General features: G+C 59.3%; 22 protein-coding genes. 9 read left to right on the forward strand and 13 right to left on the reverse strand.

Annotation, left to right across the window (positions count from 1 at the left end; genetic code table 11):
• The first annotated feature begins 1 nt into the window (after nt 1).
• The gene (hisC, locus tag JIO00_RS04775) at nt 2–1,054 is read left to right on the forward strand and encodes a histidinol-phosphate transaminase (protein ID WP_169856353.1); all 1,053 of its coding nucleotides are present in this window, start codon (nt 2–4) and stop codon (nt 1,052–1,054) included.
• A gap of 73 nt (nt 1,055–1,127) precedes the next feature.
• Here the strand turns inward: hisC and JIO00_RS04780 are convergent, their stop codons facing one another.
• From JIO00_RS04780 to algW, 4 genes are all read right to left on the reverse strand, one after another.
• Entirely contained in the window at nt 1,128–1,526 is a 399-nt protein-coding gene (locus JIO00_RS04780) for a hypothetical protein (RefSeq protein WP_200667753.1), read from the reverse strand.
• A 279-nt stretch (nt 1,527–1,805) separates the two neighbouring features.
• Nucleotides 1,806–2,534, reverse strand: coding sequence for a DUF4198 domain-containing protein (locus tag JIO00_RS04785; RefSeq protein WP_200667754.1), 729 nt, complete (start codon nt 2,532–2,534; stop codon nt 1,806–1,808).
• Nucleotides 2,535–2,546: 12 nt separating this feature from the next.
• Nucleotides 2,547–4,652, reverse strand: a complete 2,106-nt coding sequence (locus JIO00_RS04790; protein WP_042932372.1) for a TonB-dependent siderophore receptor — start codon at nt 4,650–4,652, stop codon at nt 2,547–2,549.
• An 86-nt stretch (nt 4,653–4,738) separates the two neighbouring features.
• A complete protein-coding gene (algW, locus tag JIO00_RS04795; protein ID WP_010463285.1) occupies nt 4,739–5,899 on the reverse strand; it encodes a Do family serine endopeptidase AlgW in 1,161 nt (386 codons plus the stop codon).
• A 102-nt stretch (nt 5,900–6,001) separates the two neighbouring features.
• On the opposite strand from algW, the gene JIO00_RS04800 reads away from it, so the two are divergent.
• From JIO00_RS04800 to cysN, 4 genes are all read left to right on the forward strand, one after another.
• Nucleotides 6,002–6,760: a Nif3-like dinuclear metal center hexameric protein gene (locus JIO00_RS04800; protein ID WP_145306953.1), complete on the forward strand. Its 759-nt coding sequence runs from the start codon at nt 6,002–6,004 to the stop codon at nt 6,758–6,760.
• A gap of 247 nt (nt 6,761–7,007) precedes the next feature.
• Nucleotides 7,008–7,925, forward strand: coding sequence for a sulfate adenylyltransferase subunit CysD (gene cysD / locus JIO00_RS04805; protein WP_010463281.1), 918 nt, complete (start codon nt 7,008–7,010; stop codon nt 7,923–7,925).
• Between the two features lie 104 nt (nt 7,926–8,029).
• Nucleotides 8,030–8,371, forward strand: a complete 342-nt coding sequence (locus tag JIO00_RS04810) for a four helix bundle protein (protein ID WP_010463279.1) — start codon at nt 8,030–8,032, stop codon at nt 8,369–8,371.
• A 53-nt stretch (nt 8,372–8,424) separates the two neighbouring features.
• Complete coding sequence (gene cysN / locus JIO00_RS04815) at nt 8,425–10,323, forward strand: sulfate adenylyltransferase subunit CysN (RefSeq protein WP_010463277.1); 1,899 nt, start codon at nt 8,425–8,427, stop codon at nt 10,321–10,323.
• 179 nt (nt 10,324–10,502) lie between these two features.
• On the opposite strand, the gene JIO00_RS04820 is transcribed toward cysN, so the two are convergent.
• Genes JIO00_RS04820 through JIO00_RS04830 form a run of 3 tightly spaced genes read right to left on the reverse strand, consistent with a single transcriptional unit; the run spans nt 10,503 to nt 13,904 of the window.
• Nucleotides 10,503–11,405: an acyltransferase gene (locus JIO00_RS04820; RefSeq protein ID WP_077747431.1), complete on the reverse strand. Its 903-nt coding sequence runs from the start codon at nt 11,403–11,405 to the stop codon at nt 10,503–10,505.
• Nucleotides 11,406–13,505 (reverse strand): phosphate acetyltransferase, encoded by a 2,100-nt coding sequence (pta, locus tag JIO00_RS04825; RefSeq protein WP_010463273.1) that lies wholly within the window; start codon nt 13,503–13,505, stop codon nt 11,406–11,408.
• A gap of 60 nt (nt 13,506–13,565) precedes the next feature.
• Complete coding sequence (locus JIO00_RS04830) at nt 13,566–13,904, reverse strand: DUF3565 domain-containing protein (RefSeq protein ID WP_042932938.1); 339 nt, start codon at nt 13,902–13,904, stop codon at nt 13,566–13,568.
• Between JIO00_RS04830 and JIO00_RS04835 the strand changes: the two genes are divergently transcribed.
• The 3 genes from JIO00_RS04835 to JIO00_RS04845 all read left to right on the forward strand — a co-directional run bounded on the left by JIO00_RS04835 (nt 13,873) and on the right by JIO00_RS04845 (nt 16,255).
• Complete coding sequence (locus JIO00_RS04835) at nt 13,873–14,358, forward strand: FKBP-type peptidyl-prolyl cis-trans isomerase (RefSeq protein WP_010463269.1); 486 nt, start codon at nt 13,873–13,875, stop codon at nt 14,356–14,358. The two genes, JIO00_RS04830 and JIO00_RS04835, sit on opposite strands and share 32 nt — an antisense overlap.
• A 123-nt stretch (nt 14,359–14,481) precedes the next feature.
• Nucleotides 14,482–14,964: a glutathione peroxidase gene (locus JIO00_RS04840; RefSeq protein ID WP_010463268.1), complete on the forward strand. Its 483-nt coding sequence runs from the start codon at nt 14,482–14,484 to the stop codon at nt 14,962–14,964.
• A 187-nt stretch (nt 14,965–15,151) separates the two neighbouring features.
• Nucleotides 15,152–16,255: an NADH:flavin oxidoreductase gene (locus JIO00_RS04845; protein WP_154911870.1), complete on the forward strand. Its 1,104-nt coding sequence runs from the start codon at nt 15,152–15,154 to the stop codon at nt 16,253–16,255.
• A gap of 116 nt (nt 16,256–16,371) precedes the next feature.
• Here the strand turns inward: JIO00_RS04845 and JIO00_RS04850 are convergent, their stop codons facing one another.
• Nucleotides 16,372–17,571 carry a glycosyltransferase family 4 protein gene (locus JIO00_RS04850; protein ID WP_200667755.1) on the reverse strand — a complete coding sequence of 400 codons (1,200 nt, stop codon included), beginning with the start codon at nt 17,569–17,571 and terminating at the stop codon, nt 16,372–16,374.
• Between the two features lie 40 nt (nt 17,572–17,611).
• Nucleotides 17,612–18,364 (reverse strand): sulfate transporter CysZ, encoded by a 753-nt coding sequence (gene cysZ / locus JIO00_RS04855; RefSeq protein WP_010463261.1) that lies wholly within the window; start codon nt 18,362–18,364, stop codon nt 17,612–17,614.
• A gap of 314 nt (nt 18,365–18,678) precedes the next feature.
• Here cysZ and trxB point away from each other — a divergent pair, with 314 nt between their 5' ends.
• Nucleotides 18,679–19,641 carry a thioredoxin-disulfide reductase gene (gene trxB, locus JIO00_RS04860; RefSeq protein ID WP_010463259.1) on the forward strand — a complete coding sequence of 321 codons (963 nt, stop codon included), beginning with the start codon at nt 18,679–18,681 and terminating at the stop codon, nt 19,639–19,641.
• A gap of 94 nt (nt 19,642–19,735) precedes the next feature.
• Here the strand turns inward: trxB and JIO00_RS04865 are convergent, their stop codons facing one another.
• The 4 genes from JIO00_RS04865 to JIO00_RS04880 form a co-directional block, all read right to left on the reverse strand.
• A complete protein-coding gene (locus JIO00_RS04865) occupies nt 19,736–21,019 on the reverse strand; it encodes an NAD(P)/FAD-dependent oxidoreductase (RefSeq protein WP_077747435.1) in 1,284 nt (427 codons plus the stop codon).
• A gap of 150 nt (nt 21,020–21,169) precedes the next feature.
• Nucleotides 21,170–22,003, reverse strand: coding sequence for a transporter substrate-binding domain-containing protein (locus JIO00_RS04870; protein ID WP_154911868.1), 834 nt, complete (start codon nt 22,001–22,003; stop codon nt 21,170–21,172).
• A 46-nt stretch (nt 22,004–22,049) separates the two neighbouring features.
• A complete protein-coding gene (locus JIO00_RS04875; RefSeq protein WP_010463253.1) occupies nt 22,050–22,778 on the reverse strand; it encodes an amino acid ABC transporter ATP-binding protein in 729 nt (242 codons plus the stop codon).
• A gap of 69 nt (nt 22,779–22,847) precedes the next feature.
• Nucleotides 22,848–23,822 (reverse strand): amino acid ABC transporter permease, encoded by a 975-nt coding sequence (locus JIO00_RS04880; RefSeq protein ID WP_154911867.1) that lies wholly within the window; start codon nt 23,820–23,822, stop codon nt 22,848–22,850.
• Between the last annotated feature and the right edge of the window lie 108 nt (nt 23,823–23,930).

Raw genomic sequence — 23,930 nt, forward strand, 5'->3', positions numbered from 1 at the left:
CATGAGTAAATTCTGGAGCCCGTTCGTCAAGGATCTGGTGCCTTACGTGCCGGGCGAGCAGCCGAAACTGGCGAAACTGGTGAAGCTCAACACCAACGAAAATCCTTACGGCCCATCGCCAAAAGCGCTGGCGGCGATGCAGACCGAACTCAACGACAACCTGCGTCTGTACCCGGACCCGAACAGCGATCTGCTGAAAAACGCCGTGGCTACGTATTACGGCGTGCAGACCAACCAGGTGTTCCTCGGCAACGGTTCCGATGAAGTCCTGGCGCACATCTTCCACGGCTTGCTGCAACACGACAAAGCAGTGCTGTTCCCGGACATCAGCTACAGCTTCTATCCGGTCTACTGCGGGTTGTATGGCATCCAGTTCGACGCGGTGCCGCTGGACGAGCAGTTCCAGATCAACCCGGCGGACTACGCCCGGCCAAACGGCGGGATCATCTTCCCGAACCCGAACGCACCGACCGGTTGCCTGCTGGCACTGGACGCGGTTGAGCAAATCCTCAAGGCCAGCCCGGATTCGGTGGTTGTGGTGGATGAGGCCTACATCGACTTCGGTGGCGAGACGGCGATCAGCCTGGTGGACCGTTATCCGAACCTGCTGGTGACTCAGACCTTGTCCAAATCCCGCTCGCTGGCCGGCCTGCGTGTGGGCCTGGCGGTGGGGCATCCGGATTTGATCGAGGCGCTGGAGCGGATCAAGAACAGCTTCAACTCCTATCCGCTGGATCGCCTGGCGAATGTCGGGGCGGCGGCGGCGTTCGAGGATCGCGAGTACTTCGACAAGACGTGCCGGTTGGTCATCGAGCATCGTGAGTGGGTGGTTGCGCAACTTGAAGCGAAGGGCTTTGAAGTGCTGCCGTCGGCGGCGAACTTCATTTTTGCCCGTCATCCAAAGCACGACGCGGCCGGGCTGGCGGCGAAATTGCGCGAGCAAGGCGTGATCGTCCGGCACTTCAAGCAAGAGAGGATTGCCCAGTTCCTGCGGATTTCCATCGGCACGCCGGAACAGAACCAGGCACTGATTGATGGTTTGGGGAATTTGTAAGACGTCGGTCGGTAATGGGGGCACTGATCGGGCTTGGAAGTAGGAGCCTGATCAGTGCCGTCGCTGTAACGGATCAGCTTTGTTGTACGTCAAACTCGCCGGTAACTGTCCGCGGCGATGAATCATCTGTGATGAACTCAAATTCACCTTTGGCCTTTGTCATGCCTTCAGTGAACGTCACTGTTATCGAACCGGTTTTAACATGGTGGCTGTTCGTACCGTCAAAGAGAACCCACTTAGGATCGTTCTCGTTGAAATCATCTGGGTATTGTTTTGTTACTTTTTGATTGTCGACGATTCCAGTCGGAAATCCGATAAAAATTGAAAGCGTGTTTTTTGTCCCGCGGATATATCCAGCAGGTTTTTCCCCCGCAAACTTGTGAAGTTTAACTTCGGCCGCACTAAAGTGAGGGTCAACACTGATTGTTGCATTAAAAGTACCTGAGTCCTTTTGAGATTTTTGTGTGGCCATGAATAAAGCTCCCTTCGGTCAAATTAAGAGAGGAAGACAAAAGTGTCATTCCTCCTGCGGTATTAACGTTAACGACGGGAGCTTTCGAAAGGTACTGTCATAAATGACAGTTCATTAGCTTTATTTGGAATAAGTTTCTGTTCTTGCATGTCAAATACTTCAGGTGTGGCAGGAAGATAGTTCTGGCCGCGAAGAACCCTGACGCGATGTAGCTGTTACGCCACGCCATCGTTCTCCACGGGCAAGTCGGACCGCCGCACCGTGCGCCCCTACAGAGGGTTACTCGTGATGCGGTTCGCCCAGAAACGTCAGCGAACTGAACACCCCCCGCGTCGCCACATCCGGATTGTCCTTCAGCACGATCTCCATCTGCGCCGAAATCACGTTCAACCCTTCATTACGCACCACCACCTGCGCACGCCCGTCCATATCTGTCTCGGTACTCAATGTATTCGGCGCACTTCGATAGTCGCCAATCAACTTCACCCCCGCCGCCGGCTTCCCATCCAATAACACCTGCACAGGCAGCAACTTGCCCGGTCCGACCGTCAGAGGATCAACCTCCGGCAGAATCAGCAGTTTCATCTGATCAAGCTTGGGTAACTTCGCACCAGGCTGATAAATCGCCAGGCTGTATTTGAACGTCTGTGTCGACTCGATGGCCCCCGGCACTTTGCTGCGTCCTTCGTTGATCCATTTTTTATCCGCCGTTTGCGACCACATGCCGTTGTCCAGCGCCACCGCCATCACGGCAGGCGGCTTCAGCGGTTGCAGACGTGCGTGATCGGCCAGGCGCTGGACGGTCACCGGGATCATTTTGCCGTTGACGTCATAAGCCCAGGCGCCGCTGATTTTTTGTGCCTTGAAGGCGTTGTCTTCGGCGCCGTGGCCGTAAATCACTTCGATGTTGCCGCGACGTTGTTCGGTCCAGAGGCCATGGGCCGAGACCTGGCCGGTAAACAACAGGCCGAGCAGCAGGCTTAGCAGTGCGGGTTTGAGGTTTTGCATGGGAACTTCCTTTTACAGATTGAGTGTGAGGCTGACGGTGAAATTGCGCGGCTCACCGGGGTTGACCCAGTAATTGCTGTAGGAGCGCTCGTAGTATTTCTCGTCGAAAAGGTTGTTCAGGTTCAGGCCGACAGTGACGTTTTTGCTGGCCTTGTAATGGGCCAGAAGGTCGACGGTGTGGTAGGACGGCAGCTCGAAATCGCTGCCGGATTCGCCTGAACGATCGCCGACGTAAGTGAACGCCGCGCCGACGTCGGAGCCTCGTAAATGGCCATCCTGAAATTCATAAACGCCCAGCAGGCTGCCGCTGCGCTTGGCGACGCCAAGGATTCGGCTGCCGGTGGGAATTACCTTGTCGCCCTCGGTGACCTCGGCGTCGATGTAGGCGAAGGCACCGATCACCCGCACGGCGTCGGTCACTTGCCCGGTGACTTGCAGGTCGAATCCCTGGCTGCGGGCCTTGCCCATGGCGCGGCTGGTGTCCGTGCCCGGGTCTAGTGCAAGGACGTTTTCCTTTTCAATATGGAAGGCGGCGAGGGTGGTGCTCAAGCGGTCGTCGAACAGCTCGCTCTTGATCCCGACTTCGTAACCGACGCCTTCTTCCGGGTCGAAGGATTGGCCGCCAGCGTCCAGGCCGTTGTTCGGCTTGAACGAGGTGGAGGCGTTGGCGAACAGCCCGACTTCGGGTGTCAGCTGATAAAGCAGGCCGGCCCGTTGGGTCAGTGCGTCGTGGCTCTGGCGGCTGGTGGCACCGCGGCTGTGATCGTCGATGCTTTGCTCGAAATGTTCGAAGCGTGCACCGAGCATGCCGCGCAGTTTGTCGGTGAAGACAATCTGGTCCTGGAGGTTCAGCGCCCGGCTTTCGACGTGTTCAAAAAGGTCGGTGCCGGAGCGCTTGCCGTTGGGTTTCGGCTGACCGTAGACGGGCTGATAAATGTCGATAGCGTAGGGGCCGCCGGCAATGGTCGTGACCCGTTCGTTCTTGCGGAAGTTTTCATACTCGCTGCCAATCAGCAGTTCGTGCTGCCAACTGCCGAGGTCGAACAGACCGCGCAATTCGAGTTGGGTGATGCTGTCGTGCCAGTTTGTGTCGCGCTCGCGATAGCGCCGATTCACAGTGTGGCCGTCGGCATTCAGCGGGCGACTTTCGGAAGCGTAGCCCCAGAGTTTGCCTTCCTTGTAATGGCTGGCCAGGCGCAGCTTCCAGTTGTCATTAAGATGGTGTTCGAGGGCTGCTTGCAGCAGGTTGTTGTGGTTGTCGATGTTGCCGTCATTGGGTTCGCCAAGGAACGTCGAACGGGACACGCCACTCCATTTGTTGTTCGGCGCGACGATGCCGCGATCGAACGTGGAGCTGTGACGGACGAATTCGCTCTCCACCAAGAGGCTGGTGTCCGGGTTCAGTTGCCAACTGAAGGAGGGCGCGACAAACACTCGCTGGCTGTCGACGTGATCGCGGAAGCTGTGGTTGTCCTCGACGGCCAGGTTGATTCGCGACAGCACGTTGGCTTCGTCATCCAGCGGCGTGTTGACGTCGAGGGCGGTGCGATAGCGGTCCCAACTGCCTGCGCTGGTTTGCAGGGTGGTGAATGCTTCGGGCTGGGGTTTCTTGGTGACGATGTTCACCGTGCCGCCCGGATCGCCGCGCCCGTAGAGACTGGCGGCGGGTCCTTTGAGTACTTCGATGCGCTCGATGTTAGCGACGTCCGGGGTACTCGGATAACCCCGGTTGGCGCTGAAGCCGTCCTTGTAGAATTCCGAGGTGGTAAAGCCGCGCACGCTGTATTCGTAAAGCGTCAGGCCACCGAAGTTGTTCTGCTTCGACACACCGCCAGCAAAATCCAGGGCGCGCTCGACACTGGTGCTGCCCAGGTCATTGAGCACACTGACGGGAATCACGCTGATGGATTGCGGGATGTCGCGGATCGCGGTATCGGTTTTGGTCGCGCTGGCAGACCGCGTGGCACGGTAGCCCTGGACCGGGCCGGTGGGCGATTCGTAGTCGGAGGTGACGCTGATGGCGTCCAGTTCGAGGGTGCCGGGCTCTTCGGCGAAGACCGGATCCACCAGCAGGCCGAGGGCAAGACCTGCCACGGAAGCCATTGTGCGAGACGACATGTTATGTTGTTCCAATAGTGATATTGAAACAATATAACATGCCTAATGAGAATGTCTGCTGTTAGCCAAAAATCCTCGGCCCAGGGTCAGTTTTCTTCTTTCTCTTTAACCGGCGCCGGCGGCGGACGCAGGCCGATTTCAGCCGTGAGCTTGAGCTCTTTGCCGTTGCGCATCACCTGAATGGTGACCTTGTCGGTCGGTTTGATCCGCGCAACCTGGTTCATCGAGCGCCGACCATCACCGGCCGGTTCGCCGTCGATGCTGAGGATCACGTCACCCAATTGCAGGCCAGCCTTCTGCGCCGGACCGTCACGGAAAATCCCTGCGACCACAATGCCCGGGCGCCCCGACAGACCAAACGACTCCGCCAGTTCCTGACTCAACGGTTGCACTTCGATGCCGAGCCAGCCGCGAATCACCTGCCCGTGTTCGATGATCGACTTCATCACTTCCATGGCCAGTTTGACCGGGATCGCAAAACCGATGCCTTGCGAGCCGCCGGACTTGGAGAAGATCGCCGTGTTGATGCCGGTCAGGTTGCCGTTGGCATCCACCAGTGCACCGCCGGAGTTGCCGGGGTTGATCGCAGCGTCGGTCTGGATGAAATCTTCGTAGTTGTTCAGGCCCAACTGGTTACGGCCAGTGGCGCTGATGATGCCCATGGTCACGGTCTGACCGACGCCGAACGGGTTGCCGATGGCCAGGGCGACGTCACCGATGCGGATGTTGTCGGAGCGACCGACGGTGATCGACGGCAGGTTTTTCAGGTCAATTTTCAGCACCGCGAGGTCGGTTTCCGGGTCGCTGCCGATGACGCGGGCCAGGGTTTCGCGACCATCCTTGAGCGCGACCACGATCTGGTCGGCGCCGCTGGTGACATGGTTATTGGTCAGCAAATAACCTTCCGGACTCATGATCACCCCGGAACCCAGGCTCGACTCCATGCGCTTCTGCTTGGGCGAGTTGTCGCCGAAGAAGCGCCGGAACTGCGGGTCTTCAAACAAGGGATGGTTCGGTTTGTTGATGACTTTGGTGGTGTACAGGTTCACCACCGACGGCGCGGCGATGGTGACCGCGTCGGCATAGGACACCGGACCTTGCTGCGTCGTGGTGGTTTGCGGGGCTTGCTGCAGGTTGACGTCGAGGCTCGGAAGCCCGACCCACTGCGGGTAACGCTGGATGATCAACAGAGCGATAAGCACGCCGGCCAACAGCGGCCAGCCGGAAAAACGCAGCGCCTTGAGCATTAAGCACGTCCTGAGAGGTTGCAGGCGGCATGAGACCGCCCATAATGTCGCGCATTATACGAGGCGCAGCTCGCCTCTGAACGGGATATTTAGGAGTCTTTTATGGCCGTCGCCTTGAGCACCCTGGTCGAAGAAGCCGACCGTTACCTAAACAGTGCCAGGATTGCCGATTACTGCCCCAACGGCTTGCAGGTCGAAGGTCGGCCGCAGGTGATGCGCATCGTAAGCGGCGTCACGGCAAGCCAGGCGTTGCTCGACGCCGCAGTCGAAGCTCAGGCCGATCTGGTGCTGGTGCATCACGGCTATTTCTGGAAAGGCGAGAATCCGTGCATCACCGGTATGAAGCAGCGTAGGTTGAAAACCCTGCTCAAGCACGACATCAGCCTGCTGTCCTATCACTTGCCGCTGGACCTGCACCCGGACGTCGGTAACAACGTGCAGCTGGCGCGTCAGCTCGACATCACGGTCGAAGGCCCGCTGGATCCGGACAATCTCAAGGTTGTCGGCCTCGTTGGCTCGTTGAGCGAACCGATGACGCCCCGTGATTTCGCTCGCCGAGTGCAGGAAGTCATGGGCCGCGAGCCGTTGCTGGTCGAAGGCAGCGATATGATCCGCCGGGTCGGCTGGTGCACCGGTGGCGGCCAGGGTTACATCGATCAGGCCGTGCTGGCTGGCGTCGACTTGTATATCAGCGGTGAGGCGTCCGAGCAGACCTTCCACAGCGCCCGGGAAAACGACATCAGCTTCATCGCCGCCGGCCATCACGCCACCGAGCGCTATGGCGTGCAGGCGCTGGGTGATTACCTGGCCCGGCGGTTTGCCCTTGAGCACATCTTCATCGATTGTCCGAATCCGATCTGATTACCACCAAAAATCAAATGTGGCAGTCTGCTGGCGATCGCTGCATCACATGCGACATTGATGTGACAGATACACCGCAATCGCGAGCAAGCTCGCTCCCACTGGGTCTTTGGTGCCCAAACGAGGGGGTATATTCATATACCCTTTCGATCTAGCTCGCGTCCTGATTAGAAGAGGACGCTGTGCTAGGATTCCTCGCTCGAACACGGCCCGCTGGCCGTCCATAAGATCGTTTTCGTGAGTAGCCATGGTCGACAAACTGACGCATCTGAAACAGCTGGAGGCCGAAAGCATCCACATCATCCGCGAGGTCGCCGCCGAGTTCGATAACCCGGTGATGCTGTACTCCGTTGGTAAAGACTCCGCCGTGATGCTGCACCTTGCGCGCAAGGCATTCTTCCCGGGCAAACTGCCATTCCCGGTGATGCACGTCGACACCCGGTGGAAGTTCAAGGAGATGTACGCGTTCCGCGACCGCATGGTCGAAGAACTCGGCCTTGACCTGCTGGTACACGTGAATCCCGATGGCGTCGCGCAGGGCATCAACCCGCTGACCCACGGCAGTGCCAAGCATACCGACATCATGAAAACCGAAGGCTTGAAACAAGCTCTCGACAAGTACGGCTTCGACGCCGCTTTCGGTGGCGCTCGCCGCGACGAGGAGAAGTCCCGTGCCAAAGAGCGCGTGTACTCCTTCCGTGACACCAAGCACCGCTGGGACCCGAAAAATCAGCGCCCGGAACTGTGGAACGTCTACAACGGCAACGTCAACAAGGGCGAATCCATTCGTGTGTTCCCGTTGTCGAACTGGACCGAACTGGACATCTGGCAGTACATCTACCTCGAAGGCATCCCGATCGTGCCGCTGTATTTCGCCGCTGAACGCGACGTCATCGAGATGAATGGCACCTGGATCATGATCGATGACGAACGCCTGCTCAATCACCTGAGCGACGAAGACAAGGCGCGCATCGTCAAGAAAAAAGTCCGTTTCCGCACGCTGGGTGACTACCCGCTGACCGGTGCGGTCGAGTCCGAGGCCACCAGCCTGACCGACATCATTCAGGAAATGCTCCTGACGCGAACTTCCGAACGCCAGGGCCGGGTCATCGATCACGATGGCGCAGGCTCGATGGAAGAAAAGAAACGTCAGGGGTACTTTTAAGCTTCGAGTTACAAGCGGCAAGCTGCAAGTTAAGGGCGGTATGCGTAATTTCGTAGTTTGGTGCTTGTGGCCGGTTGCTGCGAGCCGTTATCGGATGACTCGCAATGGATTTCGAGAAGCTGATTGTCTGGCAGAGAAGTAAGTGTTTGGCGGTAAGGATCTACAGGGAGTTTGCGAGATGTGGGGATTTTGGCTTCAAGGATCAAATTACCCGCTCCGCACTATCGGTGCCTTCCAATATTGCTGAAGGGATGGAGCGTTGTGGTGCCAAGGAAAAAGTACATTTTCTTTGGGTGGCAAAAGCCTCGTGTGGTGAGTTGCGCACTCAGATCCTCATCGGCCGTGATATTGCCTACATTACTGATCCTCTGGCTGACGATTGGATTAAAGAAACCCGCGAGCTTTCAAGAATGCTATGCGGCTTGATCAACAAAATTTCTGAGTAGCTGTACGCCGACAAGCTTGCCGCTTGAAGCTTACAGCTTGGAGCTCGAATGCAATGAGTCACGCATCTGATTTGATCAGCGAGGACATCCTCGCCTACCTGGGCCAGCACGAACGCAAGGAAATGCTGCGCTTTCTGACCTGTGGCAACGTCGACGACGGCAAGAGCACCCTGATCGGGCGCCTGCTGCACGACTCCAAGATGATCTACGAAGATCACCTGGAAGCCATCACCCGCGACTCGAAAAAAGTCGGCACCACCGGCGAAGACATCGACTTGGCGTTGCTGGTCGACGGCCTGCAGGCCGAGCGTGAGCAGGGCATCACCATCGATGTCGCCTACCGCTATTTCTCTACCGCCAAGCGTAAATTCATCATCGCCGACACCCCCGGCCATGAGCAGTACACCCGCAACATGGCCACCGGTGCGTCCACCTGTGACCTGGCGATCATCCTGGTCGACGCCCGCTACGGCGTGCAGACCCAGACCCGCCGCCACAGCTTCATCGCCTCGTTGCTCGGCATCAAGCACATCGTGGTCGCCATCAACAAGATGGACCTCAACGGCTTCGACGAAACCGTGTTCGAGTCGATCAAGGCCGATTACCTGAAGTTCGCCGAAGGCATCGCGTTCAAGCCGACCACCATGGCCTTCGTGCCGATGTCGGCATTGAAAGGCGACAACGTGGTGAACAAGTCCGAGCGCTCGCCGTGGTACACCGGCCAGTCGCTGATGGAGATTCTCGAGACCGTCGAGATCGCCAACGACCGCAACTACACCGACCTGCGTTTCCCGGTGCAGTACGTCAACCGTCCGAACCTGAACTTCCGTGGTTTCGCCGGCACTCTGGCCAGCGGCGTCGTGCACAAGGGCGACGAAGTCGTTGTGCTGCCGTCGGGTAAGAGCAGCCGCGTGAAATCCATCGTCACTTTCGAAGGTGAGCTGGAACACGCAGGTCCTGGTCAAGCGGTGACGCTGACCATGGAAGACGAGATCGACATCTCTCGCGGCGACTTGCTGGTGCACGCCGACAACCAGCCGCAAGTGACCGACGCCTTCGACGCCATGCTGGTGTGGATGGCCGAAGAGCCGATGCTGCCGGGCAAGAAATACGACATCAAGCGCGCCACGAGTTACGTGCCGGGTTCGATCACCAGCATCGTCAATCGTGTTGACGTGAACACCCTGGAAGAAGGTCCTGCCAGCTCGTTGAACCTGAACGAGATCGGTCGGGTCAAGGTCAGCCTCGACGCAGCCATCGCACTGGACGGTTACGCCAGCAACCGCACCACCGGTTCGTTCATCGTCATCGATCGGTTGACCAACGGCACCGTGGCCGCCGGCATGATCATCGCCCAGCCGTTGGCGCATGGCAGCAGCACGCACCACGGCAAACTGGCGCACGTGGCCACCGAAGAACGCGCCCAGCGTTTCGGTCAGCAACCGGCCACCGTGTTGTTCAGCGGCTTGTCGGGCGCGGGCAAAAGCACCTTGGCTTACGCGGTTGAACGCAAACTGTTCGACTTGGGTCGTGCGGTGTTTGTCCTTGATGGTCAGAACCTGCGTCACGACCTGAACAAAGGTCTGCCACAGGATCGCGCCGGGCGTACCGAAAACTGGCGTCGTGCCGCGCACGTTGCGCGTCAGTTCAACGAAGCCGGTCTGTTGACCCTGGCGGCCTTCGTGGCGCCGAGTGCTGAAGGTCGTGAGCAGGCTCGGGAACTGATCGGCAAGGAGCGTCTGCTGACGGTCTACGTCCAGGCCTCGCCGACGGTCTGCGCCGAGCGTGATCCGCAAGGCTTGTACGCGGCGGCGGGGGATAACATCCCGGGCGATTCCTTCCCGTATGACGTGCCGCTGGACGCCGACCTCATCGTCGACACCCAGTCGCTGTCGCTGGAAGAAAGCGTCAAGCAAGTGCTGGATCTGCTGCGTAAGCGTGGCGCGATCTAAGCGTTAGCCGTTAATAAAAAACCCGCCAATGAGTGATCATCGGCGGGTTTTTTTGTTTCTGTTCGGACGCCTTCGCGGCAAGCCTCGCTCCTACGGGTTTGTGTCGCGTCATAGGTTGCGATCACCCCAAATCCGTAGGAGCGAGGCTTGCCCGCGAAGAGGCCGGCACAGGCGCCTGATTACTTCGCCGGATACTCCCGATGCATCTGCCCAAGCAACGCATCCTTGTCTTCCCACAACTGATTGATCCAGCCCTGAAACTGCAACCGATACTCCCCATCCTGGTCGTAGTTCTTGCCAATGAACTGCGGCGGAATCTTCAGTTCCTGAAAGTGCACCACCACATCCTTCACATTCCCGCACAGCAGATCCCAGTAACCGGGACGCCCGGCCGGGTAGTGAATGGTCACGTTGACGATCGACTCAAGCTGTTCACCCATCGCATCCAGCACAAACGCAATGCCGCCAGCCTTGGGCTTGAGCAGGTACTTGAACGGTGATTTCTGCTGCGCATGCTTGCCTTCAGTGAACCGGGTGCCTTCGACGAAATTGAAAATCCCCACCGGGTTATGGCGGAACTTGTCGCAGGTTTTGCGGGTGGTTTCCAGGTCTTTGCCTTTCTTCTCCGGGTGCTTTTCCAGGTAGGCCTTGGAATAGCGCTTCATGAACGGAAAACCAAGCGCCCACCAGGCCAGGCCAATCACCGGCACCCAGATCAGTTCCTGTTTGAGGAAGAATTTCAGCGGCTGGATGCGCCGGTTGAGCACGTACTGCAACACCATGATGTCCACCCAGCTCTGGTGGTTGCTGGTGATCAGGTACGAGTGCTTATAGTCCAGTCCTTGCAGGCCACTGAGGTGCCAGCGGGTGCGGCAGACCAGGTTCATCCAGGCCTTGTTGTTGCTGATCCAGGCTTCATGGGTGTGGCTCATCAACCAGAGCGAGAAGCGCTGGGTGAGGGCAAAGGGCAACACCTTGATGATCGCCACGCAGAACAGAAACGAGCACAGCAGAATGGTATTTAACGCCAGCAACAACGATGCAATCACGCCGCGCACGGCGGCAGGTAGAAAAGCCAGCATTTAAAGATCCAAAGGTCGGTTGGCAGCTTGAATCGCGGTCAGCGCGATGGTGTACACGATGTCATCGACTTGCGCGCCGCGCGGCAGGTCGTTAACGGGTTTGCGCAGGCCTTGCAGCATCGGCCCGAGGCTGACGCAATCGGCACTGCGCTGTACGGCTTTGTGCGTGGTGTTGCCGGTGTTCAGGTCGGGGAACACGAACACCGTGGCGCGCCCGGCGACCTGGCTGTTCGGCGCCAGTTGCCGGGCCACGGTTTCGTTGGCGGCAGCGTCGTATTGCAACGGGCCGTCGATCAGCAGCGAATTCTGTTGTTCGTGGGCGAGCAGCGTCGCTTCGCGAACCTTTTCGACTTCTTCGCCGCTGGCCGATTCACCGCTGGAGTAGCTGATCATCGCCACGCGCGGGGTGATGCCGAATGCGGCTGCCGAGTCGGCGCTTTGCAGAGCGATCTCGGCCAGTTCGCTTGCGCTCGGGTGCGGGTTCATCACGCAGTCGCCGTAGACCAGCACTTCTTCGGGAAACAGCATGAAGAACACCGACGACACCAGCGTGCAGCCCGGCGCCGTCTTGATCAGCTGCAGGGCCGGGCGGATGGTGTTGGCGGTGGAGTGGATGACCCCGGAGACAAGACCGTCGACTTCATCCAGCGCCAGCATCATGGTGCCGATCACCACGGTGTCTTCCAGCTGTTGCTCGGCCATCGGTGCGTTGAGGCTTTTGCTTTTGCGCAGCGCAACCATCGGTTCGACGTAGCGCTCGCGAATCAGGTCCGGGTCGAGAATCTCCAGGCCCGGCGGCAGCTCGATGCCCTGGGCGCGGGCCACGGCTTCGACGTCTTCCGGTTTTGCCAGCAACACGCAACGGGCGATGCCGCGCGCCTGACAGATCGCCGCCGCTTGCACGGTCAGCGGCTCGCTGCCTTCGGGCAGGACGATGCGCTTGTTGGCGGCCTGGGCACGCTGGATCAGTTGATAACGGAACACCGCGGGCGACAGGCGCATTTCACGCGGAGTGCCGCAACGCTGGTGCAGCCAGTTGGCATCCAGATGACTGGCAACGAAGTCGGTGATGATCTCCGCACGCTCGCGGTCGTCGATCGGGATTTCCTTGTTCAGACCGTTCAACTGGTTGGCGGTGTCGTAGGAACCTGTGCTCACCGACAACACCGGCAAGCCCGCCTGCAATGCGCCACGGCACAGGTCCATGATGCGCGGATCGGGCAGGGTGTCGCTGGTCAGCAACAGGCCGGCCAACGGCACGCCATTCATGGCGGCGAGGCTGACGGCGAGGATGATGTCGTCGCGATCGCCGGGGGTCACCACCAGCACGCCGGGCTTGAGCAGCTCCACAGTGTTGCGCATGGTGCGGGCGCAGATGATGATTTTGGTCATGCGCCGGGTTTCGTAATCGCCGGCATTGAGAATCTGCGCGCCCATCAGGTCGGCGACGTCGCGGGTGCGCGGCGCGTTCAATTCCGGCTGGAAAGGAATGCAGCCGAGCAGGCGAAAATCACCGCTGCGCAGCAACGGCGAATGTTCCTTCAAGCGCGAAGCGAACGCCTCCATGCTTTCGTCGGTCTTGACCTTGTTGAGGATCACGCCGAGGACTTTCGGATCTTTGGGGCCTCCGAACAATTGCGCCTGCAATTCCACGCGGCCAGACAGTTCGGTCAGCACTTCGTTTTCCGGTGCCGAGACCAGGATCACTTCGGCGTCGAGGCTTTTTGCCAAGTGCAGATTCACCCGCGCGGCGTAACTGGCGCTGCGGGTCGGGACCATGCCTTCGACGATCAGCACGTCCTTGCCGACGGCCGCTTGCTGATAAAGGGTGATGATTTCTTCGAGCAGCTCATCCAGCTGACCGTCGCCAAGCATGCGCTCGACGTGAGCCAGACCGAGTGGCTGCGGCGGTTTCAAGCCGTGGGTGCGCGCCACCAGTTCGGTGGAGCGTTCCGGGCCGGTGTCACCCGGATGCGGCTGGGCGATCGGTTTGAAAAAGCCGACTTTGAGGCCGGCGCGCTCAAGGGTGCGCACCAGCCCGAGGCTGATGGAGGTCAGTCCCACACCAAAATCGGTGGGTGCGATAAAAAAAGTTTGCATGCGGATTCTCTAAGGGTGCATGGCAATGGCGATCATCTATAGCTGACGATCTACCGAAATTCAGTCGCCAAGGTTATCGCTAACCGAGGCTTGTGCGCACCAACCGCAATCAAAGGGCTGGCCTATTTTTTCAATACGTTGCGCGGGGTCCAGGACCCAGGCGCGAGATTGCCACGGCGGCTGGTGGCGCAGGTGCTGGGTGTGACCGCAGGAAAGCTCGGCCACCCAGTGCCCGTCCTCATCTTGATGGAAGCCTGTGACCGTCGAGCCTTTCGCCGTCATCCGTCTGTCCGGGTTGTGTTCGCTTTCGGGCGATTGCTTCGCTAAACTTGGCCATTCTTCATTCTTATGCAAAAGGTCTCGCCCCATGCTGATCGCCGCCAATAAGGCTGTCTCCATCGACTATACCCTGACCAACGACGCTGGTGAGGTCATCGACAGCTCCGCCGGCGGCGCGCCGCTGGTCTACCTGCAAGGCGCAGGTAACATCATCCCGGGCCTGGAAAAGGCACTGGAAGGCAAAGCAGTCGGCGACGAGCTGACCGTAGCCGTTGAACCTGAAGATGCCTATGGCGAATATGCTGCCGAACTGGTCAGCACCCTGAGCCGCAGCATGTTCGAAGGCGTCGACGAACTGGAAGTGGGCATGCAGTTCCACGCTTCCGCGCCGGACGGCCAGATGCAGATCGTTACCATCCGCGATCTGGACGGCGACGATGTCACCGTCGACGGCAACCACCCGTTGGCCGGTCAGCGCCTGAATTTCCAGGTCAAGATCATCGCCATCCGTGACGCCAGCCAGGAAGAAGTCGCTCATGGTCACGTCCATGGCGAAGGTGGCCATCACCACTGATTTTCTGCGCTAAGCTCAGAGAACTGGAGAGGCGCCCGAGGGGCGCCTTTTTAGTCCGCGGCTGTCCCTGGCGACATCGCCAAGTGGCTGTTTCGAGTAGAACACGGGAATCTGGAGTTCGTCATGAGTGCTTTTCACGACCTTAAATTGACAGCCCTGGATGGACAGGAGCTACCGCTGGCACCCCTCAAGGGGCACGTCGTGCTTGTGGTCAACGTCGCTTCCAAATGTGGCTTGACCCCACAATACGCGGCGCTGGAAAACCTCTACCAGCAATACAAGGACAAAGGCTTCAGCGTGCTGGGCCTGCCGTGCAACCAGTTTGCCGGGCAGGAACCGGGTACCGAGCAAGAGATCCAGGAATTCTGCAGCCTCAACTATGGCGTGACCTTTCCTTTGTCCAGCAAGCTGGAAGTCAACGGTCATGATCGTCATCAGCTGTACCGTCTGCTCGCGGGCGAGGGTGCGGAGTTTCCGGGGGACATCACCTGGAACTTCGAAAAATTCCTGCTGGGCAAGGACGGACGTGTGCTGGCGCGGTTCTCGCCGCGCACAGCGCCGGATGATCCGACGGTCATCCATGCGATTGAAAAAGCGCTGAGCTGAATAAAGAAACATCAAAAGATCGCAGTTTTCGGCAGCTCTTACGGGTGTTCACCTTCCCCGTAGGAGCTGCCGGAGGCTGCGATCTTTTGCTTTTGGATCTTAATCACCCAAATCAATAGTGCTGTTCAAGGTTTGCGACTCTCCATATTATCGCCGTCATAAAGTCATTTTCCCCGTGGAGCGTCCCATGCCCGTCAAAGCCCTGTTCAAACCGTTCCACCTCGGCAGCCTCGAACTGCCGACCCGCGTCGTCATGGCGCCGATGACCCGCTCCTTCTCCCCGGGCGGCGTACCCAATTCCAAAGTGATCGAGTACTACCGTCGTCGCGCCGCTGCCGGCGTCGGCCTGATCATCACCGAAGGCACCACCGTCGGGCACAAGGCCTCCAACGGCTACCCGAACGTGCCGCATTTCTACGGTGAGGCCGCGCTGGCCGGCTGGAAGAAAGTGGTCGACGCAGTCCACGCCGAGGGCGGCAAGATCGTTCCGCAGTTATGGCATGTGGGCAGCGTGCGCCGCATCGGCACCGAGCCGGATGCCAGCGTGCCGGGTTACGGTCCGTCGGAGAAATTGAAGGACGGTCAGGTCGTGGTTCACGGCATGACTGAACAAGATATCCAGGACGTGATCGCCGCGTTCGCCCAAGCCGCTAAAGACGCCCAAAGCATTGGCATGGACGGCGTGGAAATCCACGGCGCCCACGGTTACCTCGTGGACCAGTTTTTCTGGGAAGGCAGCAACCAGCGCACCGACGAATACGGCGGCAGCCTGGCCAACCGTTCGCGTTTTGCCATCGAATTGATTCAGGCTGTGCGTGCAGCCGTCGGCGAAGGCTTCCCGATCATCTTCCGTTTCTCGCAGTGGAAGCAGCAGGATTACACCGCGCGCCTGGTGCAAACACCGGAGGCGCTGGGGGAATTCCTCAAGCCGCTGTCCGACGCCGGCGTGGACATTTTCCACTGCTCGACGCGTCGGTTCTGGGAGCCGGAGTTCGACGGTTCCGAGCTGAACCTGGCCGGCTGGACCCGCAAGCTCACAGGCAAGCCGACCATCACAGTGGGCAGCGTTGGCCTGGATGGCGAGTTCCTGCAGTTCATGGTCAACACTGACAAGATCGCGCAGCCGGCCAGCCTGGAAAAACTGCTGGAGCGTTTGAACAACGACGAGTTCGATCTGGTGGCGGTAGGGCGTGCGCTGCTGGTCGACCCGGACTGGGCGCAGAAAGTGCGTGATGGTCGTGAGGAAGACATCCTGCCGTTCAGCCGTGAGGCGTTGATGACCCTGGTTTAAGCAGCGACTGGAAGGGCCTCTTCGCGAGCGGCTCGCTCCCACAGGTTTTGTGCATGACGCAGAACCTTTGTGGGAGCGAGCCCGCTTGCGAAGACGGATTCAATGTCACCCACCGGTCAGGATAAGGTCTGTGCCTCAGGCACCGCCAACTCCCCCACACAAGCCCCCCGCAACTGCCCCTCGAACTGCTCGATAATCGCCGCCCAGCCCTGACGACTCGCATGCTGGCGCGCATTGAGCCGCACGCAACGCAAGGTTTCGCGCTCCTCCAGCAACCACGTCGCAGCATCGCAGAACGCCTCTTCGTCCCCCGGCATCGCCAACACGCCGTTGTAGCCATGGCGAATGTGTTGAGCCGCAGCCGCCTGATCGTAGGCCACCACGCCCAATCCCGAGGCCAGCGCTTCAAGCACCACATTGCCGAAGGTTTCGGTCAGGCTCGGAAACAGAAATACGTCCGCTGACGCATAGTGACTGGCCAACGCTTCGCCTCGTTGTGAGCCGCAGAAAATCGCGTCAGGCAGCTCCTTCTCCAAAAAACCTCGCTGTGGCCCGTCGCCGACCACGATCAATTTCAGTTTGCGCTGTGGATAAGTGGCCTTCAGGCCGTCAAAACAGCGCTTGAGCAAGCCGAGATTTTTCTCCTGCGCCAGGCGTCCGACGTGGATGACCGCGATGTCTTTCTCGGCGAGCCCCCACTGTTCGCGTAAAGATTGCAGGCGTTTGACCGGATGAAACAATTGGCTGTCGACCCCTCGGGACAACAACGCCAGACGTTCGAAATGACGCCGTTCCAGTTCCAGTCGCTGGCTGATGCTGGGCACCAGAGTCAACGTCGAACGGTTGTGAAACCATCGCAGGTAATGAGTCAGCAAGCGCGACAGCAGGCCGAGCCCGTATTGATTGGAGTACTGCTGGAAATTGGTGTGAAAGCCGCTGACCACTGAAATCCCCAAACGCCGCGCCGCTCGCAACGCCGACAATCCCAGCGGCCCTTCCGTGGCGATGTAGAGCACGTCCGGACGATGACGTTTCCAGCGCCGCAGCAGCTTGTGCATCGACGACTGACCCCATTGCAAACCCGGATAGCCCGGCAATGGCCAGCCGCGACACAGCAACAGCTCATCGCTGCTGGCCGCCAGAAGATCGCAGCCCTGACGCGGCCGCACCAGTTCGACCTGATGCCCGCGCGCGCGCAAGCCATCGCACAAGCGGCCGAGGGTATTGGCCACGCCGTTGATTTCCGGTGGGAAGGTTTCGGTGATGAGGGTGATATGCAGAGCTGTCGTCATGACCCCAGTGTCGACTGGGGGCATGTCGTCATTGTGGCGTTTCGATGATGGATTTGTGACGGTGTCAGCGTTGGGTCACCAGATTCTCCGCGCCGCGCTCACGCACCCAGAACAGCGTCGCACCGGCCACAGCCGCCGGCATCATCAGGATGTTGACCACCGGAATCAGCAACACCAGGTACACGATCCCGCCAAAACTCATGCTCTGCCAGCGCTTCTCGCGCAGCCAGGCGAGCATTTCGTTCCAGCCCAGTTTGTGGTTGTCCGCCGGGTAGTCGATGTACTGGATCGCCATCATCCACACCCCGAACAGCAGCCACAGCGGCGCGGCGATGATGTTGACCACGGGGATGAACGAGAGAATGAACAACCCGATTGCCCGCGGCAGGAAGTAGCCGAGTTTGCGCATTTCCCGGGACAGAGTGCGCGGGATCATGGCGACCAGTTCACCCCAACTGAACGCCGGGAAGTCATCGGTGCCACGCACCACCACTTCGACCTTCTCCGCCAGGAAGCCGTTGAACGGCGCGGCGATGACGTTGGCGAGCATGGTGAAGGTGAAAAACACCATCAGAACCACCAGCACGACAAAAATCGGCCAGAGGACGTAACTGAGAAAACTCAGCCAGTCGGGCAGGGACGGCATCAGCGTATCGACCCACAGGCTGAATTGATGGCTGGCCAGGTAGATCAATCCGACGAACAGCACGAGGTTGATCACCAAGGGCAACAATACGAACAAACGCAGGCTGGGGCTCAAGACCAGCTTGAGGCCTTCGCGCAGGTATTGCGGGCCGGACAGAACGGGGGCGGGCATAACGTGCTCCGAGCAAAGGGTAAACGCGCCGACCTTACCGGCTTTGCCTGACAGGCGAAAGCGCGGCAGCGACATCGACATTAACTGTAACAAAGGCGCCTATAAATCCATCGTGACCGGATAGAGACCGCCTATGAGCTGGATTGTTAAACCGTATTTCCTTAATCTTCGCCCCCTCGATACGCTGCACCCATTCTTTTTACAGGACTGTCGAACCCGAGCCTTCCCCAAGGCTTTCAACAGTCCTTTTTTATTCCCGCCGGCAACCCGGCGTTCCGCGCCAGGTGTTCCGGGCCGGTCAACAGGAGCAGGTCATGTCTGAAGTCCGTCATTCGCGAGTGATTATTCTCGGTTCCGGCCCTGCCGGTTACAGTGCTGCGGTCTATGCCGCCCGTGCCAATCTCAAGCCACTGCTGATCACCGGCATGCAGGCCGGCGGTCAATTGACCACCACCACCGAAGTCGACAACTGGCCGGGCGACGTCCACGGCCTGACCGGCCCGGCGCTGATGGACCGCATGAAAGAGCACGCCGAGCGTTTTGAAACCGAGATCGTTTTCGATCACATCAATGCCGTGGACTTCGCTGCCAAGCCGTACACCCTGATCGGCGACAGCGCGACTTACACCTGCGATGCCCTGATCATCGCCACCGGCGCCAGCGCCCGTTACCTCGGCCTGCCTTCGGAAGAAGCGTTCATGGGCAAAGGCGTATCGGCCTGCGCAACCTGCGATGGTTTCTTCTACCGCAACAAGCCAGTGGCTGTGGTCGGCGGTGGCAACACCGCTGTTGAAGAAGCGCTGTACCTGGCCAACATCGCCAGCACCGTGACCCTGGTCCACCGTCGCGAAACTTTCCGCGCCGAGAAGATCCTGATCGACAAGCTCAATGCCCGCGTTGCCGAAGGCAAGATCATCCTGAAGCTGAACGCGAACCTGGACGAAGTCCTGGGCGACAACATGGGCGTCACCGGTGCTCGCCTGAAGAACAACGACGGCAGCTTCGACGAGCTGAAAGTCGACGGCGTGTTCATCGCCATCGGCCACACCCCGAACACTTCGCTGTTCGAAGGCCAGCTGACGTTGAAAGACGGCTACATGGTTGTGCAGGGCGGCCGCGACGGCAACGCAACGGCCACCAGCGTCGAAGGCATCTTCGCTGCCGGTGACGTGGCTGACCACGTTTACCGTCAGGCCATCACCTCGGCCGGCGCCGGTTGCATGGCGGCACTGGATGCCGAGCGTTACCTCGATGATCTGCAGAACGCCAAGTTCTGAAATCGTTGAAATGAAAAAACCGGCTTCGGCCGGTTTTTTTGTGCCCACAGCAAAAGCGTTCACCAGACCCCTGCAGGAGCGAGGCTTGTGTTGGTCAACCGCGAAACCGTTCCTGGACGAAGTCCATGACCTTCAGCGATTGATAGATCGCATTGGCGGCAACGCGCCCGAACGGCCCACCGTTCCAGTCCAGCAAGTACGGCTTGAACAGTTCATGCCGAGCAGTTTCCCCGCACACCGCTTCAGCAATCACCCTGCCGCCAATCGAACCGGTATTCAGTCCATGACCGCCAAATGAAGTGCACGCCCAGACACCTGGTTCCAGCCATCCCAGGTTGGGCATTTTGTTGGTGGAATACCCCATCAGACCGGACCAGGCCAATTCGATCCTGACCGGCGCCAGTTGCGGATACACCGACACCATGTCGGCCTTGAGCATGGCCGCCAGGGCTTTTTCATTCTGTTCGTGACGGGTCGTGATACGTCCGCCCCACAACAGGCGATCGCCTTCGACAATGCGGTAATAGTCCGAGGCGCGACGGTCATCGGAAAACGCGGCGCCTGACTCGAGAACGCTTTTGATCGAATCGCCCAGGTGTTCCGTCAGCACCACGTAGGTGGCAATCGGCAGGTAGGCGCGGCTGAGCTTTTGCAGCTCCGGCCCGCCGTAACCGCCGGCGCAGAACACCAGGTCCTGACAGCGCACGCTACCGTGAGCGGTCTGGACAATCTTGTCGGCCCCTTCGCGACGCCAGGTGAGCATTTTGGAGTGTTCGAAAATGCGACTGCCCGTCGCTTCAATGGCAAGGGCCAGGCCCAGGCAATAATTCAACGGGTGGAAATGCAGGGCGTTCGGGTCCTCCACACCCTGGAAATAACGTTGGGTGTGCGCCCGTTCGCGGACCTGGGCGGTGTCGAGGAAGTTGAGTTCGTAAGCGAAGTCGCGGCGCATTGTGTCGATGTGGTTTTTCACGCTGGCGCTGTCGTCGTAGCGCTTGACTCGGATTGTGCCGGCGGACGGATTGCAGCCGGTGAGGGCCAGTTCGGCGATGTTGCGGCGGACAAGCTCTACCCCTTCAACCGACATCTGGAACAGCGTTCTGGCGTTTTCCAGTCCCAGTTTTTTGCGGATCGCTCCAGACCCTTCGGCCCAGCCCGGCGAGACCACGCCGCCATTGCGGCCGGAGGCTCCCCACGCGACCTGATGGGCTTCGAGGATGATCACACGCTTGCCGCGCCGGATCAGTTCGAGGGCGGCGGTGAGGCCGGCGATGCCGGCACCGATGATGCAGACGTCGCAGGTTTCGTCGGTGTTCAATTCGGGCCTGGCCGCACGGGGCAGCGAGGTTTGGGAATACCAGGTGTTGGGGAAGGACATGGTCGATCCTTGATAAGTTGCCGGACATTCAAGCGAGGGCTGGCCTTTGTGGGAGCGAGCCTGCTCGCGATGGCGGTCGAACATTCAACATTAATGCTGAATTTGATGGCCTCATCGCGAGCAGGCTCGCTCCCTCAGGGGAGGGCAGTGTTACTTGATGGTCGAGTAGTCGACGCCGTACCACTTGTCCGACAGTTTGGTCAGCGTGCCGTCCTTGTGCATTGCGCCGATGATTTCACTCAGTTTCGCCTTCAGCTCCGGGTCACCCTTGTCGGTGGCAACGGCCAACGGTTCGTAGAACACCACGCCGTTGTCGACAGCGCGCAATGGGTAACCCTTCTTGACGGCCGCATCCAGCGTGCTGCGTTGGGTGAGGATGGCGTCCAGTCGAGCACCGTCGCCCAGGCGCAGATCGTCCAGCGGTCCGACGGAGCCGGCGTAGGTCTTCATTTTTTCGGTTTTAACGTCGTAGACGACGGGTGGCACGTCAGTGGTTTCGATGGCCAGTGCCTGGCTGAAATAGTCCTCGGACGTCGTGCCGCCCTCGACGCCGATGGTTTTGCCATTCAACGCCTTGTGGTCGGTGACCGTGGATTTGTTGTGCACCGCAAACACGTAGGGCACGTAGTAGTAGGTGCCGGGGAAGTCGAGAATCCGCGCACGGCTCTTGGTGGCGGTCATCGAGCCGACGGATACGTCCCAGCGGCCATTCCACTTGCCGGCGGTAATCACATCCCAGTCGGGCGTGATGAATTTGGCCTCGACGCCGAGACGCTTGGCGATCTCCTTGGACACGTCGATATCAAAACCGTCGATTTCATTCTTGTCGTTGATGAACCCCTGCGGGGGCCAGGTCGCCGAGGTGGCGACGGTCAACGTCTTGCTGCTCTCGATCTTGTCCAGAACGGCACCGGCGTTCGCGGCGCCGACGAACAACAGTGTCAAGGCGGCAGCAAGGGTGATTGCGGGTTTTTTACTGAGCATGTCCATCTCCACTTTTCGTTATTGTTATGCGGGGGTAAAGCGCTTCTCAGTGCCCGATGATCTGCGACAGGAATTTCTGTGCGCGTTCGGTCTGCGGGTTTTTGAAAAACTCGGCCGGGGTGGCTTGTTCGATCACCTGGCCCTGATCCATGAACAGCACTCGGTCGGCGACCTTGCTGGCAAAGCCCATTTCGTGGGTCACGCAAATCATCGTCATGCCGTCGGTGGCCAGCTCGCCCATCACGTCCAGCACCTCGTGGACCATTTCCGGGTCCAGCGCCGAGGTTGGTTCGTCGAACAGCATCACTTTGGGGTTCATGCACAGCGCCCGGGCAATGGCCACGCGCTGCTGCTGGCCGCCGGACAGTTGCGACGGATATTTGTGGGCATGCTCGGCAATCCGCACCCGCTCCAGATAGACCTGCGCGCGTTTTTTCGCCTCGGTGGCCGACACGCCTTGCACCAGTTGTGGGGCCAGAGTCAGGTTGTCCATCACGCTCAAGTGCGGGAACAGGTTGAAGCTTTGGAACACCATGCCGATTTCGCTGCGCACGGCGCTGACACTTTCCGCTTCACTGGTGAGCGTGATGCCGTTGACCTGAATGTGGCCCTTCTGGAAATTTTCCAGGTGGTTGATGCAGCGAATCATTGTCGATTTGCCCGAACCCGACGGGCCGCACACCACCAGGATTTCGCCGGTGGCGACGTTCAGGTCGACGTCGCGCAGGGCGTGAAAGTTGCCGTACCACTTGTTCAGGCCGGTGATTGAAATCATCGAGGGACTGGTCTGCGCAGCAGGGGCCAGGTCGCGTTGTTGGGCGGTATCGGTACGAGTCATCACGCATCAACCCCTTGCCACGGATCGATTGACCCGTTTTTCGATTCGCGCCTGGACCCGTTCCAGAATGAACGACAGGGCCCAGTAAATCATCGCGGCGGTGATCAGCATTTCCAGGTGGCGGAAGTCTGCGCGCCCCTGGGTCTTGGCCAGGTACATCAGTTCCCAGACACCGATCACCGACACCAGCGAACTGTCTTTGAGCATGGCGATGAACTGGTTGCCCGTGGGTGGAATGATCACCCGCAAGGCCTGCGGCATGATGACCCGGCTCAGGGTCTTGAACGGGCTGATGTTCAGCGCCCGCGAGGCTTCCCACTGGCCGACCGGAATGCTCTGGATGCCGGCCCGGAAAATCTCGGTCATGTAGGCGCCGTAACACAGGGACAGCGCGAGGATACCGGCAGGCACCGCATCGACCACGTAGCCCAGTTGCGGCAGACCCAGGTAAATCAGGTAGATCTGAATCAGCAACGGCACGCCGCGAAAGAACGAGGTGTAGAACGAGGCGAGGGCATTGGCCAGGCCGTTGTTCGACAGCTTGGCCACTGCGCCGACCAGCGCCAGCACAAAGGCCAGGACGATGGCCACTGCAGAGATGTACAAGGTGGTTGCAGCGCCCTGGATAATCAGGAAACCGATCTTGTCGAGGATGAAGCTGTAAGACAGGTCGAAGGTGTCGAAGAACGCCAGAAACAGGATCAGTAGTTCGATCCACACCACCGTAGTCTGCACTTTGAACTTCAGGCGCCCGAGGACGTGGAAGTTCAAGGTGCCCAGTACGGCAATGCCCAGCCCGATGGCGATGTTGCGCGCGGTCAGGCTGTCCGGGGCATTGCCCAGCAGCGGATGCAGAAAATGACTGAGGGCGCTGTTGCCCAGGTTCATCAGGTAGGCGCCGAGGAACAGCACCACGGCTACGCCGAGCAGGAAGTGAGGATCGTTAGACTTTTTCTTATAAATTATATTGTCGTGATACATGTCTGCCTCAGCTTGTCGGTGGTGATGTTCTCGCTAGGTAAAAGGGTCTTTGGTCAGTATTGCGACGTCGATTCCGGGACCACAAGCGAACTTAATTCGCTACGTCAG

The sequence above is a fragment of the Pseudomonas sp. SW-3 genome (genome assembly GCF_016615645.1).
GTDB classification, from domain to species: Bacteria; Pseudomonadota; Gammaproteobacteria; order Pseudomonadales; family Pseudomonadaceae; genus Aquipseudomonas; species Aquipseudomonas mandelii.

Bases quoted from the DNA above. Each gene is read 5' to 3' on its own strand.
- hisC (WP_169856353.1), top strand. From the start codon at position 2: ATGAGTAAATTCTGGAGCCCGTTCGTCAAGGATCTGGTGCCTTACGTG.
- JIO00_RS04780 (WP_200667753.1), bottom strand. From the start codon at position 1,526: ATGGCCACACAAAAATCTCAAAAGGACTCAGGTACTTTTAATGCAACA.
- JIO00_RS04785 (WP_200667754.1), bottom strand. From the start codon at position 2,534: ATGCAAAACCTCAAACCCGCACTGCTAAGCCTGCTGCTCGGCCTGTTG.
- JIO00_RS04790 (WP_042932372.1), bottom strand. From the start codon at position 4,652: ATGTCGTCTCGCACAATGGCTTCCGTGGCAGGTCTTGCCCTCGGCCTG.
- algW (WP_010463285.1), bottom strand. From the start codon at position 5,899: ATGCTCAAGGCGCTGCGTTTTTCCGGCTGGCCGCTGTTGGCCGGCGTG.
- JIO00_RS04800 (WP_145306953.1), top strand. From the start codon at position 6,002: ATGGCCGTCGCCTTGAGCACCCTGGTCGAAGAAGCCGACCGTTACCTA.
- cysD (WP_010463281.1), top strand. From the start codon at position 7,008: ATGGTCGACAAACTGACGCATCTGAAACAGCTGGAGGCCGAAAGCATC.
- JIO00_RS04810 (WP_010463279.1), top strand. From the start codon at position 8,030: ATGGATTTCGAGAAGCTGATTGTCTGGCAGAGAAGTAAGTGTTTGGCG.
- cysN (WP_010463277.1), top strand. From the start codon at position 8,425: ATGAGTCACGCATCTGATTTGATCAGCGAGGACATCCTCGCCTACCTG.
- JIO00_RS04820 (WP_077747431.1), bottom strand. From the start codon at position 11,405: ATGCTGGCTTTTCTACCTGCCGCCGTGCGCGGCGTGATTGCATCGTTG.
- pta (WP_010463273.1), bottom strand. From the start codon at position 13,505: ATGCAAACTTTTTTTATCGCACCCACCGATTTTGGTGTGGGACTGACC.
- JIO00_RS04835 (WP_010463269.1), top strand. From the start codon at position 13,873: ATGCTGATCGCCGCCAATAAGGCTGTCTCCATCGACTATACCCTGACC.
- JIO00_RS04830 (WP_042932938.1), bottom strand. From the start codon at position 13,904: ATGGAGACAGCCTTATTGGCGGCGATCAGCATGGGGCGAGACCTTTTG.
- JIO00_RS04840 (WP_010463268.1), top strand. From the start codon at position 14,482: ATGAGTGCTTTTCACGACCTTAAATTGACAGCCCTGGATGGACAGGAG.
- JIO00_RS04845 (WP_154911870.1), top strand. From the start codon at position 15,152: ATGCCCGTCAAAGCCCTGTTCAAACCGTTCCACCTCGGCAGCCTCGAA.
- JIO00_RS04850 (WP_200667755.1), bottom strand. From the start codon at position 17,571: ATGCCCCCAGTCGACACTGGGGTCATGACGACAGCTCTGCATATCACC.
- cysZ (WP_010463261.1), bottom strand. From the start codon at position 18,364: ATGCCCGCCCCCGTTCTGTCCGGCCCGCAATACCTGCGCGAAGGCCTC.
- trxB (WP_010463259.1), top strand. From the start codon at position 18,679: ATGTCTGAAGTCCGTCATTCGCGAGTGATTATTCTCGGTTCCGGCCCT.
- JIO00_RS04865 (WP_077747435.1), bottom strand. From the start codon at position 21,019: ATGTCCTTCCCCAACACCTGGTATTCCCAAACCTCGCTGCCCCGTGCG.
- JIO00_RS04870 (WP_154911868.1), bottom strand. From the start codon at position 22,003: ATGCTCAGTAAAAAACCCGCAATCACCCTTGCTGCCGCCTTGACACTG.
- JIO00_RS04875 (WP_010463253.1), bottom strand. From the start codon at position 22,778: ATGATTTCAATCACCGGCCTGAACAAGTGGTACGGCAACTTTCACGCC.
- JIO00_RS04880 (WP_154911867.1), bottom strand. From the start codon at position 23,822: ATGTATCACGACAATATAATTTATAAGAAAAAGTCTAACGATCCTCAC.